General features: G+C 66.9%; 11 protein-coding genes and 1 tRNA gene. 4 read left to right on the forward strand and 8 right to left on the reverse strand.

Annotated features, from left to right (window positions below):
* Positions 1–13 precede the first annotated feature (13 nt).
* Positions 14–208 carry a hypothetical protein gene (locus tag NV401_RS02835; protein WP_261292855.1) on the forward strand — a complete coding sequence of 65 codons (195 nt, stop codon included), beginning with the start codon at positions 14–16 and terminating at the stop codon, positions 206–208.
* Here the strand turns inward: NV401_RS02835 and NV401_RS02840 are convergent.
* From NV401_RS02840 to NV401_RS02870, 7 genes are all read right to left on the reverse strand, one after another.
* Positions 205–1,506, reverse strand: a complete 1,302-nt coding sequence (locus NV401_RS02840) for an NRAMP family divalent metal transporter (RefSeq protein WP_261292856.1) — start codon at positions 1,504–1,506, stop codon at positions 205–207. The genes NV401_RS02835 and NV401_RS02840 overlap by 4 nt on opposite strands.
* A 155-nt stretch (positions 1,507–1,661) precedes the next feature.
* The gene (locus NV401_RS02845; RefSeq protein ID WP_261292857.1) at positions 1,662–3,506 is read right to left on the reverse strand and encodes a DUF885 domain-containing protein; all 1,845 of its coding nucleotides are present in this window, start codon (positions 3,504–3,506) and stop codon (positions 1,662–1,664) included.
* Between the two features lie 40 nt (positions 3,507–3,546).
* Entirely contained in the window at positions 3,547–4,425 is an 879-nt protein-coding gene (locus NV401_RS02850; protein WP_261292858.1) for an acyl-CoA thioesterase, read from the reverse strand.
* 147 nt (positions 4,426–4,572) lie between these two features.
* Positions 4,573–5,700 carry an acyl-CoA dehydrogenase family protein gene (locus NV401_RS02855; RefSeq protein WP_261292859.1) on the reverse strand — a complete coding sequence of 376 codons (1,128 nt, stop codon included), beginning with the start codon at positions 5,698–5,700 and terminating at the stop codon, positions 4,573–4,575.
* A gap of 118 nt (positions 5,701–5,818) precedes the next feature.
* Complete coding sequence (locus tag NV401_RS02860; RefSeq protein ID WP_261292860.1) at positions 5,819–7,009, reverse strand: acyl-CoA dehydrogenase family protein; 1,191 nt, start codon at positions 7,007–7,009, stop codon at positions 5,819–5,821.
* Positions 7,010–7,119: 110 nt separating this feature from the next.
* A complete protein-coding gene (locus tag NV401_RS02865; RefSeq protein WP_261292861.1) occupies positions 7,120–9,153 on the reverse strand; it encodes a 3-hydroxyacyl-CoA dehydrogenase NAD-binding domain-containing protein in 2,034 nt (677 codons plus the stop codon).
* A gap of 97 nt (positions 9,154–9,250) precedes the next feature.
* Positions 9,251–10,471: a serine hydrolase domain-containing protein gene (locus NV401_RS02870; RefSeq protein ID WP_261292862.1), complete on the reverse strand. Its 1,221-nt coding sequence runs from the start codon at positions 10,469–10,471 to the stop codon at positions 9,251–9,253.
* A gap of 130 nt (positions 10,472–10,601) precedes the next feature.
* On the opposite strand from NV401_RS02870, the gene NV401_RS02875 reads away from it, so the two are divergent.
* Positions 10,602–12,353, forward strand: a complete 1,752-nt coding sequence (locus NV401_RS02875; RefSeq protein WP_261292863.1) for a class I adenylate-forming enzyme family protein — start codon at positions 10,602–10,604, stop codon at positions 12,351–12,353.
* 11 nt (positions 12,354–12,364) lie between these two features.
* Here NV401_RS02875 and glpK read toward each other — a convergent pair whose 3' ends face one another.
* A complete protein-coding gene (gene glpK / locus NV401_RS02880) occupies positions 12,365–13,837 on the reverse strand; it encodes a glycerol kinase GlpK (protein ID WP_261292864.1) in 1,473 nt (490 codons plus the stop codon).
* 77 nt (positions 13,838–13,914) lie between these two features.
* Between glpK and NV401_RS02885 the strand changes: the two genes are divergently transcribed.
* Both NV401_RS02885 and NV401_RS02890 read left to right on the forward strand, forming a co-directional pair.
* The gene (locus NV401_RS02885) at positions 13,915–15,165 is read left to right on the forward strand and encodes an AI-2E family transporter (RefSeq protein WP_261292865.1); all 1,251 of its coding nucleotides are present in this window, start codon (positions 13,915–13,917) and stop codon (positions 15,163–15,165) included.
* A 67-nt stretch (positions 15,166–15,232) separates the two neighbouring features.
* A tRNA-Asp gene (locus NV401_RS02890) sits at positions 15,233–15,309 on the forward strand.
* Positions 15,310–15,416: the final 107 nt, after the last annotated feature.

A 15,416-nucleotide genomic window follows, 5' to 3' on the forward strand; every position in this document is an offset into this window, starting at 1 on the left:
GGGAGGCACGACGATGGCGAAGGCGAACGTCCGGGTGCGCGGCAGACGGTTCGAAATCGATCTGCACGCGCAGATATCGCCGGCCGGGCTGTTGGCGGTCGCCGCGATCGTGCTCGCCGCCGCGGTGGTGACCGGCGTCGCCATTCGCGAGGCGCGGCGGCCGGTGCCCGCACGGCGGTTGCGCGACGCGGGTGAGCCGCAGCGCTAAAGCGTGAAGGCGAAGAAGATCACCGTGGCGACGGCCATCACCAGCGTCGCCGCCCAGCCCAGCACCGTCGCGCCGAGCGGTAGGGTCAACCGCCCCATTGCGCGCTTGTTGCGGACGATCAGCATCATCATCGCCATCAGCGGTGCCGCCAGCACGCCATTGACCACCGCTGCCCAGTATAGGGCACGGACCGGATCGATCGCGACCGAGGTAAGCGCCGCCCCGGCCAGCGTGGTCACCGCGATCGTCGCGTAGAACAGGCGTGCCTGCAGCGGTTTGGCGTCCAGGCTGCCGGCCCGGCCGGTCATTTCGGTGACCGCATAGGCCGCCGAGCCGGCCAGCACCGGCACCGCGAGCAGGCCGGTGCCGATGATGCCGAGCGCGAACATGGCGAAGGCGAAGCGGCCGGCGATCGGGCGCAGCGCCTCGGCCGCCTGCGCCGACGTGGTGATATCGGTGATGCCGTGGGCGTTGAGCGTCGCCGCGGTGGCGAAGACGATCGCCAGCGACACGATCGAGCTGAACGCCATGCCGACCAACGTGTCGGTGCGGACACGGGCGAGCTCGGGCCCGGCCTCGCGCGGCGCGATGCACAGCGGCTTGGCGTGGTGGCGATGCTGTTCCTCGATCTCCTGCCCGGCCTGCCAGAAGAACAGATAGGGGCTGATCGTGGTGCCGAGGATGGCGACGAATGCGGTGGCATAGGCCGCGTTCCATTGCAGCTCGGGCACCACCAGCGCGGTCAGCGCGCGGGACCACGGCACGCCCGCCACCGCCACCACCGCGACATAGGCGAACAGCGACAGCGTGGTCCATTTGAGGATCGCGGCGTAGCGGGCATAGTTCAGCAGCACTTCGAGCACCACGCACAGGGTCCCGAACAGCAGGGTATAGAGCACCGCATTGCCGCCGGTCAGCAACACCAGCGCGGCGCCCATGGCGCTGAGATCGGCGCCGAGATTGATCACATTGGCGATCAGCAACAACGAGACCATCGTCCACAGTACGGGCCGCGGATAATGGCGGCGCAGGTTGCGGGCGATGCCCGCGCCGGTGACGCGGCCGATCTCCACGGCGACCTGCTGGATCACCACCATCAGCGGGAAGCTCAGCACGAACGTCCAGGCCAGGCCGTAGCCGAACTGCGCGCCGATCTGGCTGTGCGTGCCGATACCGCTGGGATCGTCATCGGCGGCACCGGTGACGAGCCCGGGCCCCAGCGTGCGCAGGAACCCTTTCTTCGTCATGGCCGGCGTGGGCGGGTGAACGGTATCGTCACGCAAGGTCTGGCCCGTCATCGATCCGTCGTTCCCCGCTACAGGCTGATGCTTGTAGGCCGACGGGCGACGCGCGCCCTACGCAGTTACCCGGATGCGGGCGGGCCGCGTGGCGGTGGGGAAGGGTCGCGGGGACGAACGGCGGCGTCTCGCCAATGCGGACGCTCGCCGGTGCCTCAATAGGGTTTCCACTTGCCGATCCATGCATCGACGATCTGCGCCAGCACGCTGAGCGGCACGCCGCCGGTGCCGACGACGAGATCGTTGAACGCCTTGACGTCGAAGCGCGGGCCGAGCTCGGCGCGGGCCTTGGTGCGCAGGCGATTGATCTCGTTATGGCCGGTCTTGTAGCCGAGCGCCTGGCCCGGCCAGGCGCAATAGCGGTTGAGCTCGCTCTGGCATTGCGACGGCGTGTAGCCGGTCGCCTCGCCGAACCAGCGCGTCGCCTGCGCCATCGTCCAGCGTTTGTGGTGCAGCCCGGTGTCGGCGACGAGGCGGCTGGCGCGGAAGTTCATCGATTGCAGGTAGCCGAGGCGGCCGATCGGATCCTTTTCGTAGAAGCCGACCTCGTCGCCGATCTGCTCGCCGTACAGACCCCAGCCTTCGCTATAGGCGTTGAACGCCAGCAAGGTGCGGATCAGCGGCAGGTCGTAGGTATATTCGCCCTGCCAGACATGGCCGGGAATGCCCTCGTGGAAGGTCAGCGTGGGCAAGGCGAAGCGCGGCCATATGCCGGTATCCTTGAGGTTGATATAATAAGCGCCGGGCGTCTTGCCGTCGATCGAGCCGGCCGAGGCATAGCCGTTCGGCATGCCGTTCTCGATCGAGGGGGGCACCCGCTTGACGTCGAGCCGGCCGGGAACGAGCTTGTTGAACGCTTGTCGCATGCGCGGGCGGATGTCGGCGACGACGGTGTTGAGATAGGCGAGCAGCTCGGCGCGGCCCTTGTCGGTGTTGGCGTAGAGCAGATCGGGGCGCCTGCCGAGTTCGATCAGGCGCTGGCCGACGGTGCCCTTGGTCAGGCCCTGCGCCTTGAGCAGCACGTCCATCTCGGCGGTGAGCGCGGCGACCTGGTCGAGGCCGGACTGGTGAATGTCCTCGGGGCTGCGCTTGGTGGTCGTGCCCGCCTCGACCAGCCAGGCATAGCTGCGCTCGGCACCGGGGAGATTCCACATGCCGGGCGTGTCGCCGGCCTTGGGCTTGAGTGCTTCGAACGTGGCGGCCTGACGGGCGAGCGCGGGGGCGATCTTGCCGGTAGCGATGCCGGCAGCGCGATCGGACCAGGCGCCGGGCAGGGCGGCCTTGCTCGTCTTGGCAGCGAAGGTGGTGACGAGGTTCCACGCGGCCACCGGTTGCGCGGCGGCGGCGGCGAGCTGCGCGGCGGTGATGTCGATCAGGAAGCGCGGCAGGATGACGCCGGCGGCGGCATCCGCCGTGATGCGCGCGGTCTCGGCGTCGAGCTGCACGGCATAGGACTCGAGGCGTGCGAGATAGGCGTCGGCATCGGCGCGGGTGGCGATGCTGTGCTTGCTTTCCAGCATGTCGGGGATTTCGGCGAACGCACCGGTGCCCTGGCTGACGATATAGGGCGTGCTGCGATAGGAGGCGTTCTGGTTGAGGATCGCGACATCGCCGTGCGGCAGCGCGGCGAAGCCGTCGTGCGCGAGATCGTAGGCCGCCTGCGTGACATCGACGTCGAGCGCGACCTGCGGCGAGAGCGCGGTGCGGTCGATTTTGCCGAGCTGTGCGCGCCGCGTATCGATGCGGGCGGCGCGGGCGCGATCGGCGGTGAGGCTGTGATCGGTGAGCCGGGCCTTGAGCGCGGCGCGGGCGCCGGTGTCGATGCCGAGCTGCGTTGCGCCTTCGGGAAAGTCGGCGAGCAGCTCCTCGGCGATGCCGGCGAGCGTCTTGCTGGCGGCGGCGTCGCCGGGGGCGGGTCTGGTGCCTTGCGCGATGGCGGGGAGGGTGGTGGCGAGGCCGGCGATCCCGGCTTGGGCGAGCAACGTGCGACGATTGAGCATGGCGCGCAACGTGGCACAGATTGCGCGTAGCGGAACAGGGTTATTCGCGCAGGCGCATCAGTCCTTCCTGCGCAACGCTGGCGACGAGGCGGCCGTCCTGCGCATAGATCTGACCGCGGTTGAAGCTGCGCGCGTGGCCAGCCCAAGGGCTGTCGCAGGCGTAGAGCAGCCATTCGTCGGCGCGGAAGTCCTCGTGCAGCCAGATCGAATGATCGAGGCTGGCGGTCTGCAGATTGTGGGTCATCCAGTTGACGCCGTGCGGCAACGTACCGGTGCCGAGCAGCGCCATATCGGACGCATAGGCCAGGATCGCGCGGTGCAGCGCGGGATCGTCGCCGATCGGCGCGGCGATGCGGAACCAGGTCTGCTGGCGTGGTTCGGTCTTGACCGGGTTGAGCCAGGCGCGGGGGGAGACCGGGCGGATCTCGATCGGGCGCGCTTTCAGGAAATTGCGGCGGAAGCGTTCCGGAATCCGGTCGACCATCTCGGCCCGGAGCGCGGTATCGGTCTTGAGATCGTCCGGCCCCGGCACGTCGGGCATCGTATCCTGATGGTGCAGGCCCTGTTCGGGAATCTGCAGCGAGCAGGCCATGTTGAGGATCGGCTGGCCCTTTTGCATCGCGATGACGCGGCGCGTGGCGAAGCTCTTGCCCTCGAAATCGCGCACGACGCGGTAGAGGATCGGGAAATCCTCGTTGCCCGGGCGCATGAAGTAGGCGTGGAGCGAATGCGCGATCTTGGGCGCGTCGGTCGAGCGTTGCGCGGCCTGCAGCGCCTGGGCGATGACCTGCCCGCCGAACACGCGACCATAGCCGTCCTTGCCGCGCTTGCCGCGATAGAGATCAGTGTCGATCTCCTCGATGTCGAGCAGATCGCAGAGGTCGGTGGCGAGCGATTCAGGGGTTGGCGTGTCGGTCATGTTTTACCTTAACTATTCCGTCCCGTGTGGGGGAGGGGGACCGGCCAAGCTGGTGGCGGGGGCGGGCCGGCAGCGTAGCGCCTGGGGAGGGCCCCCTCCACCATTTGCTGAAGAAGCAAATGGTCCCCCTCCCCGTGCCGGGGAGGATCAGTAGCCTGCGGCCCTGGCGATCTTGTCGGCATGGAAGCTGGCGTCGCCGAACATTTCGGCGAGGACGCGGGCGCGCTTCATGTAGAAGCCGATATCATATTCGTCGGTCATGCCGATGCCGCCGTGCATCTGCACGCTTTCCTGCACGCTGAGCGTGGTGGCGAGCGTGGTCATCGCCTTGGCGACGGACACGGCGTCGTCGGCCTGACGCGAACCCGCATCGAGCAATTGCGCGGCCTTCATCACCGCGGCGCGGGCGACTTCCATTTCGCTGTAGAGGTGCGCGGCGCGGTGCTGCAGCGCCTGGAAGCTGCCGATCGTCACGCCGAACTGCTTGCGTTCCTTGAGATAGCCGACCGTCATGTCCATCGCGCCGGCGCCGACGCCGAGCGATTCCGCCGCCGCGCCGGTGCGGCCGGCGCGGAGCAGGCGCCCCAGCGGATCGGCGCCGGCATCGATCTCGCCGATGACCGCATCGGCGTCGACCTCGAGGCCGTCGAAGTCGAGCCGCGCGGCGAGGCTGGAATCGGCCAGCCGTTCGGCGTTGGCGGTCAAGCCCGCCGCGCCCTTGTCGAGCGCGAACAGCGTGATGCCCTGCGCGTCATCGGCGCTGCCGGCGGTGCGCGCGGCGACGATGATCAGGTCGGCGATGTGACCGTGCGTGACAAACTGCTTCTTGCCCTGGAGCTTGAAGCCGTTGCCGGAGCGTTCGGCTTTCAGCGAAATGGCATCGCGATGCTTGGCGGTTTCGTCGATCGCCAAGGCGGCGATCGTGTCGCCGGAGAGGATGCCCGGGAAATAGCGGGCGGCGTGCGAGGTGCCCTTGAGCGCCTCGACTGCGGCGACGGCGGTGGTGAGGAAGGGGGAGGGGGAGAGGTTGCGGCCGATTTCCTCGAGCAGCACGCCGGCTTCGACATGGCCGAGGCCGAGGCCGCCATCGGCCTCGCTCATCAACATGCCGGTGAAGCCCATCTCGGCGAAGCTCTTCCACAGGTCGCGGGAGAGGCCGTCGGCGTTGTTCTCGTCGCGGAGCTTGCGGAGGTGGGAGACGGGGGCGTGTTCGGCGATGAAATCCTTCGCGGTGTCGCGGAGCATCTGCTGTTCGTCGTTGAGATAGAGGGGCATGTCATCATTTCCTGTACGTCACCCCGGACTTGTTCCGGGGTCCACCGTGCCTCGGTGGCGAAGGACTCGGGGAGGAGTGGACCCCGGACCAAGTCCGGGGTGACGGTGGGTGACGGGGCTAGGCCGAGGGCAGTTCCAGGATCCGCTTGGCGATGATGTTGAGCTGGACCTCGCTGGTGCCGCCCTCGATCGAATTGGCCTTGGTGCGCAGCCAGGCGCGTGGGGTGCCGCCGCCCGACGAGGCCTCGCTTTCCCATTCGAGCGCGTCGCTGCCGCCGGCGGCCATCATCAGTTCGTAGCGGCTCTTGTTGAGCTCGGTGCCGTAATATTTCATCATGCTCGGCTGGGCGGGGTGCGCGCGGCCGGCCTTCAGCTCGTCGATGAAGCGCTCGCTCATCATGCCGAACGCCTTGGAGCGGACCTCGAACAGGGCGATGCTCGCGCGGAGCAGTGGATCGGCCAGGCGGCCGTCATGATCGAGGCCGACGGTAGCGATCGCGCCGTCGATCAGCGGGTTGCCGCCGCTCGAGGCGAGACCCATGCCGGAGATCATCTCGCGTTCGTGGCCGAGCAAATACTTGGCGACGTCCCAGCCCTTATTCTCTTCGTGAACAAGGTTTTCCTTGGGCACCTTCACATTGTCCATGAAGGTTTCGCAGAAGGGCGAATAGCCGCTGATCAGCAGGATCGGCTTGGTCGAGACGCCTTCGCTGGCCATGTCGAACAATACGAAGCTGATGCCGCCCTGCTTGGTCGTCTTGTCGGTGCGGACCAGGCAGAAGATCCAGTCCGCCTTGTCGGCATAGCTGGTCCAGACCTTCTGGCCGTTGACGAGATAATGGTCGCCCTTGTCCTCGGCCGAGGTGGCCAGCGCGGCGAGATCGGAGCCGGCATTGGGCTCGCTATAGCCCTGGCACCAGCGGATCTCGCCCCGCGCGATCTTGGTCAGGTGATTGAGCTTCTGCTCCTCGGTGCCGTATTTGAGCAATGCCGGCCCGAGCATCGAGATGCCGAAGCTGTTGAGCGGGTTGCGCGCGCGGATCGCGGCCATTTCCTCGCGCAGGATCTTGGTTTCGGCCGGGGACAGGCCGCCGCCGCCATAGGCCTTGGGCCAGTCGGGGACGGTCCAGCCCTTGGCCGCCATCTTGTCCATCCACGTCTTCTGCGCCGGCGTGAGCATCGACTGGTCGCGCCCGCCCCAGACCGCATCCTTGTCGGAGCGGACGGGCTCACGCATTTCGGGCGGGCAGTTTTCCGCGAGCCAGGCGCGGGTTTCGGTGCGGAAGGTTTCGAGGTTTGTGTCGGTCATGTCGTTCATCCTGATCCGTCACCCCGGACTTGTTCCGGGGTCCACCGTGCCTCGGTGGCGAAGGACTCGTTGAGGAGTGGACCCCGGAACAAGTCCGGGGTGACGATAGGTTATTTGTTGAACTTGCCGCCGCTCTCGGCCTTGCTCTTAAGCAGCTCGGCGACGGTGAAGCCATGTTTCTCGAGCGCCGCGACGATCTTGGGCAGGCCTTCGGTATCGGCCCAGAACATCGGCCCGCCGCGATAGACCGGCCAGCCATAGCCATAGATCCACACCACATCGATGTCCGACGCGCGCTGCGCCATCTTCTCGTCGAGGATCTTGGCGCCCTCGTTGACCATCGTGTAGAGCGTCTTCTCGATGATCTCCTGATCGCTGATCTCGCGCTTCTGCAGGTTCGACTTGCTGCGGAAATCCTCGATGATCTCGGCGACGCGTGGGCTCGGCGTGGGGTTCCGCTTCTCGTCATAATCGTAGAAGCCGGCCTGCTTCTTCTGGCCCCAGCGCCCTTCGGCGGCGAGCGCGTCGCGGATGCTCTCGATACGCGTCGGATCGCGGTGCCAGCCGATATCGACGCCGGCGAGATCGCTCATCTGGAACGGGCCCATCGGCATGCCGAATTCGACATGGACACGGTCGATCTGCTCGGGCGTGGCGCCTTCCATCAGCAGCTTGTTGGCTTCCTGCTGGCGCGGCGAGAGCATGCGGTTGCCGATGAAGCCGGGGCAAACGCCGGAGACGACCGCGACCTTCTTGATCTTCTTGCCGAGCGCCATGACGGTGGCGAGCACGTCGTCCGACGTCTTGGCGCCGCGTACGACCTCCAGCAGCTTCATCACATTGGCGGGCGAGAAGAAGTGCATGCCGATCACGTCGCCGGGGCGGCTGGTGACCGCAGCCATCTCGTCGATGTTGAGATAGGAGGTGTTGGAGGCAAGGATCGCGCCGGGCTTGGCGATCGTATCGAGCTTGGCGAACAGCTCCTTCTTGACGTCCATATTCTCGTAGATCGCCTCGATGATCAGGTCGCAATCGGCGAGTGCGGACAGATCCAGCGTGGGGGTCAGCGCGCCCATCGCCGCCTCGACCTGTTCGGGCTTGATGCGGCCGCGCGCGGCGGAACCTTCGTAATTCTTGCGCATCACGCCAGTGCCGCGGTCGAGCGCTTCCTGCTGCGTCTCGACGATCGTCACCGGGATGCCGGCGGAGAGGAAGTTCATGCTGATCCCGCCGCCCATCGTGCCGGCGCCGATCACGCCGACCTTCCTGATCTCGCGCAGCGCGATGTCCGGCGCGATGCCGTCGATCTTGGCGGCCTGGCGCTCGGCGAAGAACAGATGACGCTGCGCGGCGGACTGGGTGCCCATCATCAGCTTCATGAATTCCTGCCGTTCGAAGGCGATGCCTTCTTCGAAGCTCGATCCGTCGGCGGCTTTCTCGACACAGGCGATGTTGGCGGCCGGGGCGTCGAAGCCGCGGAAGCGCTTGCCATTCTCTTTCTTGAACGCGGCGACTGCGTCGGGATCGGCGGTGGCGGTCTTTTCGCTGGCGATGGGGAGCGGCCGCACGTCGGCGATGTCGCGTGCGAAAGCGATGGCGTCCTCGACCAGACTGTCTTCACCGGCGAGGCGATCGATCAGGCCGGCGTCGAGCGCCTTCCTGGCGCTGATCGGATCGCCCTTGGCGGTCATTTCCAGCGCGAGCGGCACGCCGGCGATGCGCGGGATACGCTGCGTGCCACCGGCACCGGGGAGCAGGCCGAGCTTGACCTCGGGGGTGCCGATCTTCGCGCTCGGCACGGCGATGCGGTAATGGCAGCCGAGCGCGGTCTCGCAGCCGCCGCCCAGCGCCGTGCCGTGGATCGCGGCGACGACCGGCTTGGTCGAGGCTTCCATCGCGTCGATCACCTCGCCCAGGCCCGGACCGGTCATCGGCTTGCCGAATTCGGTGATGTCGGCACCGGCGAAGAAGGTGCGGCCCTCGCAGCGCAGCACCATCGCCTTGACCCCATCGTCCGCGAGCCCTTCGGCGATGCCGGCGGCGAGGCCGGTGCGCACCGCGCTGCCCAGCGCGTTAACCGGCGGGTTGTTGGAAATGATGACGAGGATATCGCCATGGCGTTCGGTGGTGATCGGACCGGTCATTTTTCTCTCCTACTTGTTCCCCGGCGAAGGCCGGGGCCCAGGGCCGCTTGGCGCGGCGTTTGTGGTTCTGGGCTCCTGCTTGCGCGGGAGCACGCCGTCAGGTCAGTGCACTGTAGATCAACGTCTTCAACTCTCTGCGGATCGGATACTGGCTGCTGGGCGACAGTTGCGTCATGAACACCATGCTCAGCCGCTCGACCGGATCGATGAAGAAGGCGGTGGAAAACATCCCGCCCCAATAATATTCGCCGACCGAGCCGGGCACCATCCCCGGTGCCAGATCCTTGTTGACCGCGAAGCCGAGCCCGAAGCCGGTGCCGGCCAGCGCCGCTTCGCTGAACAGCGAGCGCGACATCTGCGTCAGATCGCTGTCACCGGGCAGATGGTTGAGCGTCATCAGCTGGAGCGTCTTGCGGCTGACGATGCGCTGACCGTCGAGCGTCCCGCCGTTCAGGCACATCTGGCAGAAACGATGATAATCGAGCGCGCTGGACACGAGCCCGCCGCCGCCGGACAGGAACTTGACCGGGCGGCCCCAGGCGCTCTCCGCGCCGCGATCGTACATCACGCGGCCCTTGCCGGGGACGAACGTGTAGCAATCGGTCAGCCGGTCGAGTTTGTCGGCGGGGACGGTGAAGAACGTGTCGTCCATGCCGAGCGGCGCGAAGATGGCGGTGCGGAGGAAGTCGTCGAACTTCATGCCGGACACGCGCTGCACCACCGCGCCGAGCACGTCGGTAGAGACCGAATAATTCCACGCCTCGCCGGGCGAGAATTCGAGCGGGATTTTGGCCAATGCGGCGACGAAACCGTCGAGATCGTAATCGCCGTGCCAGTTTTCGAGCTTGCCGGCGCGGTACGCGGCATCGACGCTGGTGCGGTACTGGAACCCATAGGTCAGGCCCGACGTGTGGCGCAGCAGATCGACCATGCGCATCGGCTGGCTGGTCGGGCGGGTCTGGAACGGGACCGAGCCGCCGCCGGCAACATACACGCCGATATCCTTGAATTCGGGCAGCACGTGATGGACCGGCGTATCGAGCGCGACCTTGCCCTGTTCGAGCAGGATCATGAACGCGATCGAGGTGATCGGCTTGGTCATGCTGGCAATGCGGAACAGCGCGCGCTCGTCGAGTGCCGCGCCGTCCTCGCGCGCCGGGCCCTGGCTGGCGAAATGGACGATCTCGCCATCGCGCGCGACCAGCACCTGCGTGTTCGCCAGCTTGCCACTGTCGATATAGCGCTCTTTCAGCAGCGTATCGATGCGAGCGAGCCGCGCGGCATCGAAGCCATGGTTTTCAGGCTTGGCGATCTTCATGGTCTGGCCCATACCCCGGTTTCGAACTTTCCTGCACCCTATTGCCTTGAGTGGGGCGGGAATCAACACTAAACGGGTGGGAAGCGGCAGATAAGCCAAACCCGATGTTCAGATTCTTGGGAGAGACGCCTTGGACCAACAACCGCTGATCGCACTCGATCCGTCCTGGCCGGCGGTATCGCTGGCCGAGGCGCAGGCGATGCTGACCGCACCGGGCACGAAGTTCGAGATGGAGACGATCGAGATTCGCGGCGTGCCGACGCGGGTGTGGAAACATGCCCCGCCGAGCCTGGCCTGGCTGGCGCAGGCGGCGCGCGCGCACGGTCAAAACCTGTTCACGATCTACGAGGATGAGCGCGTCACGTTCGAGGCCAATTATCGCGCGGTGGCGACGCTGGCGACGCGACTGCAGGCGATGGGCGTGGTGAAGGGCGACCGCGTCGCGCTGGCGATGCGCAACCTGCCGGAATGGCCGGTGATCTTCTTCGCCGCCGCCAGCATCGGCGCGATCGTCGTGCCGCTCAATGCGTGGTGGGCGGCGGGCGAGCTCGAATATGGCATCAACGATTCGGGCGCGCGCGTGCTGTTCGTCGACGACGAACGCTACCAGCGCTTCGTCGAGGCGGCGCCGGCCTTGCCGGCGGTGGAGCGCATCATTGTCGCCCGCGCCTCGACGCCGCTGGAGGGGCGGGCGTCGCGGCTGGAGGATCTGATCGGGACGCCGCACGATTATGCGACGCTGGACGAACTGCCGTTCCCGCAGGTCGCGATCGACACCGACGACGATGCGACGATCTTCTACACCAGCGGGACGACCGGCAACCCGAAGGGTGCGCTCGGCACGCATCGCAATTTGATGACCAACATCATGTCGAGCGGTTTTGGCGCGGCGCGCTCGCTGATCCGGCGCGGCGAGGCGATCCCCGATCCGTCTCCGCGCACCTCGCTGACGGTGATCCCGCTGTTCCATGTGACGGCGTGCAGCGCCGGGCTGATGGGCGCGGTGGCGAGCGGGTCGACCGCGATCTTCATGCGCAAATGGGATGTCGTGCGCGCGATGGAGATCATCGAGCGCGAGCGCGTGCACATGACCGGCGGCGTGCCGACGATCGCCTGGCAATTGCTCGAGCATCCGGAGCGCGCGAAATACGACCTCTCCTCGCTGGAAGTGATCGCCTATGGCGGCGCGCCGTCCGCGCCCGAGCTGGTGCGGCGCATTCACGAGGAATTCGGCGCGCTGCCCGGCAATGGCTGGGGCATGACCGAGACGATGGCGACGGTGACCAGCCATTCGAGCGAGGATTATCTCAACCGCCCGACCAGCGCCGGCCCGCCGGTGGCGGTGGCCGACCTGAAGATCATGGACGATGACGGCGTGACCGAGCTGCCGGTGGGCACGGTCGGCGAATTGTGGGCGCGCGGGCCGATGGTGGTGAAGGGCTATTGGAACAAGCCCGAGGCGACAGCGGAGACGTTCGTCGACGGCTGGGTGCGCACCGGCGATCTCGCGCGCGTCGACGAGGAGGGCTTCGTCTATATCGTCGATCGCGCCAAGGACATGATCATCCGCGGCGGCGAGAACATCTATTCGAGCGAAGTGGAAAACGTGCTCTACGCGCATCCGGCGGTGACCGATTGCGCGCTGATCGGCCTCCCGCATCGCATCCTGGGCGAGGAGCCCGCCGCGGTGGTGCATCTCGCGCCGGGGATGCAGGCGAGCGAGGCGGAACTGCAGGCCTGGGTGCGCGAGCGGCTCGCCGTGTTCAAGACGCCGGTGGCGATCCGCTTCGTGCACGAGACATTGCCGCGCAACGCCAATGGCAAGATCCTGAAAAAGGATCTGAAGATGCTGTTCGAGGACCGGGCGAGCGTCGCGGCCTAGGCCGCGACGCGTCAGTGCTGCGCCAGCGTGACCACGCTGGCGACGGCGCGCTGCCAGCCGGCGAGACGCTTGTCGCGCTGCGCGTCGCCGAGGTTGGGCGCGAACGTCTCGACCGCGCCGCGCATCACGCTGGCCTCCGCCAGGCCGGCGTACAGCCCGCTGCCGACACCCGCCAGCATCGCCGCGCCCAATGCCGTGGTCTCGGCGAATTTCGGGCGTTCGACGTCGATCCCGAGCATGTCGGCCATGTCCTGCGCCATCCAGTCATTGGCGACCATGCCGCCATCGATGCGCACGCAGTTCCAGTCCACGCCGTCGGCGGCGAAGGCGGCTTTCAGATCATGCGCCTGGTGCGCCATGGATTCGAGCGCGGCGCGGACGATATGCGCCTTGGAGGTGGAGAAGCTCAGTCCCGAGATGCTGCCGCGCGCGTCCGGCTCCCACCACGGCGCACCGAGGCCGGACAAAGCGGGCACGAGATAGGTGCCGCCATTATCGTCGACACTGCGGGCAAGCGCCTCCGTTTCGTGCGCAGTGCCGATCAGCCCGAGCGTGTCGCGCAGCCATTTGATCAGGCTGCCCGCCACGAACACCGAGCCTTCGAGCGCATAGGAGCGGCGGCCGCCCAGCTGCCACGCGATCGTGGAGAGCAGGCGGTGGCGCGAGGTGGGGGGCGTGGGGCCGGCCTGGGTGAGCACGAACGCGCCGGTGCCGAAGGTCGCCTTGGTCTCGCCGATCTTGAGGCAGGACTGGCCGATCGTCGCGGCCTGCTGATCGCCGGCGATGCCGCAGATCGGGATCGGTGCGCCGAACAAGCGGGTCTCGCCGAACTGGCCGGCGCAATCGACGATCTCCGGCAGCGCCTTGCGCGGTGCGCCGAACAATTCGATCAGCCCGTCGTCCCAATGCCCGCTGCCGATCGCCATCAAGGCGGTGCGGCTGGCATTGGTCGCGTCGGTGACGTGCAGGCCGCCGGTGAGCTTCCAGATCAGCCACGAATCGATCGTGCCGATGGCGAGATCGTCCCCGGCCTCCCTGAGCTGCGGCCAATGCTCCATCGCCCAGCCGATTTTCGAGCCGGAGAAATAGGGATCGAGCAGCAGCCCGGTCTTGGCCTGCACGACGGGCTCGTTGTCCTGCTCCTTGAGGGTGCGGCAGATCGCGGCGGTGCGACGATCCTGCCAGACGATCGCGGGCGCGAGCGGTTCGCCGGTGCGGCGGCTCCAGAACACGATCGTCTCGCGCTGGTTGGTGATGCCGATCGCGGCGATCGCCTCGGCGCCGCCAGCCTGCTCGACCACCTCGCGCGCGACGGCCAGCGTCTTCGTCCAGATTTCGGCAGCGTCGTGCTCGACCCGACCGGGCTCGGGATACGATTGCCGCAGTTCCTGCTGCGCGCTGTGCCGGCAGCTGCCATCGGGGGCGAACACGATCGCCCGGGTGGAGGTGGTGCCTTCGTCGATGACGAGAATCTGGTTCCGCATGGCCGCCGTGCTAGCCGGGATTACAAGCGCTGGGAATGCCGCTAGGGTATCGAGCTGTGGGCGTGAGGGATGGTGCGATGGCGGTGAGCAACGAGACTGTGGTGCCGGCAACGCTGCCGCCCGGGCCGGCGACCTCGCCGCCCGCCTCCGGTGCATTCGGCCTGCCGCTGGCCGGCGAGGATGCCGAGGACGAGGCGCGCATCGCGCTGCGGCGTGATCGGCTGCTGGCCGCGTTGACGCTGATTGCCGGCGTCGGCCTGATCCTGGCGACGCCGTTCGCACTGAAGGCGGGTGCGGAATTCTTCCTGCCGACGACCACCGCGCTGGTGATCGCGGTGGCGCTGATCCCGCTGCTCGAATGGCTCGAGCGGCGCGGCGTGCCGTCCGCGCTGGCGGCGTTGACCTGCGTCCTGCTGTTCCTGATCGTCGCCAATATCGCGCTGGCCGCGATCGTCGTGCCGGCGACCGAATTCTTCCGCCTGCTGCCGACGCGGATCGATCGCATCCAGACCAATCTCGCGCCGTTGCTCGATCTGTATTCGAGCCTCGAGAAATACGCCAACCGCACGCTGCGGCAGATCGCCTCGACGCCGATTCGCCAGGCGCCGACCGCGGGCGTCGCGCCGCCGAGCTCGATCCTCGAACTTGCCGCGACCTCCGCACCGGCGGTGATCATCCAGATCTTCTTCGGCATCCTGACCGCCTTCTTCTTCCTCTCCGGCTGGACCAGGATGCGCAAGCGCACGATCACCAGCCGGCAGAGCTTCGGCGGTGCGATGGCCACCGCCCGCGTGATCCAGGACGTGGTCGACGACGTCTCGTCCTATCTCGGCACGATCACCGCTATCAACATCGTGCTCGGGCTGGTCATCGCCGGGGCGCTCTATGCGCTGGGCATGCCGTTTCCGCTGATGTGGGGCGGGATCGTCGCCTTGCTCAACTATGTGCCCTATTTCGGGCCGGTGGTGGCGGCGCTGCTGCTGGCGATCGGCGGGCTGATGACCTTTTCCGACGTGTGGGTCGCGCTTGCACCGCCGGCGATCATGTATGGCTGCCACCTGATCGAGGCCAACGTGGTGACGCCGCTGATCGTCGGGCATCGCCTGACCATCAACCCGATCATGATTCTCATCTCGATCAGCTTCTGGGGCTGGGTGTGGGGCACGACGGGGGCGCTGCTGGCGGTGCCGCTTCTGATCATCATCCAGACCGTGATCGGCGCGGCGGGCAAGCCGGACATTGCCGGCTTCCTGTTCGAGCATGGCACGCTGACCCAACGCCGGCGTGAAAATGCCGCCGTCGACACGCGTTCTGAGACGGGAAGTTGATTTGTTGCAAAAAGCGCGTTGACAGGGTGCGGCCCCGCGCATAGTGAGCCGCCTCCACGCTTTACAAGCGGGTGTAGCTCAGTTGGTTAGAGCGCCGGCCTGTCACGCCGGAGGTCGCGGGTTCGAGCCCCGTCACTCGCGCCACTCCCTTATCGGGAGGGTATTTGAAGGTGGTTTTTCCACATACCCGCCGTCATCCTGAACTTGTTTCAGGATCCATTTGGCGGCTTGCGGAGCGTTCAGGGCTCGTG

Origin of the sequence: Sphingomonas hylomeconis (assembly GCF_025370105.1) — a bacterium.
GTDB classification, from domain to species: Bacteria; Pseudomonadota; Alphaproteobacteria; order Sphingomonadales; family Sphingomonadaceae; genus Sphingomonas; species Sphingomonas hylomeconis.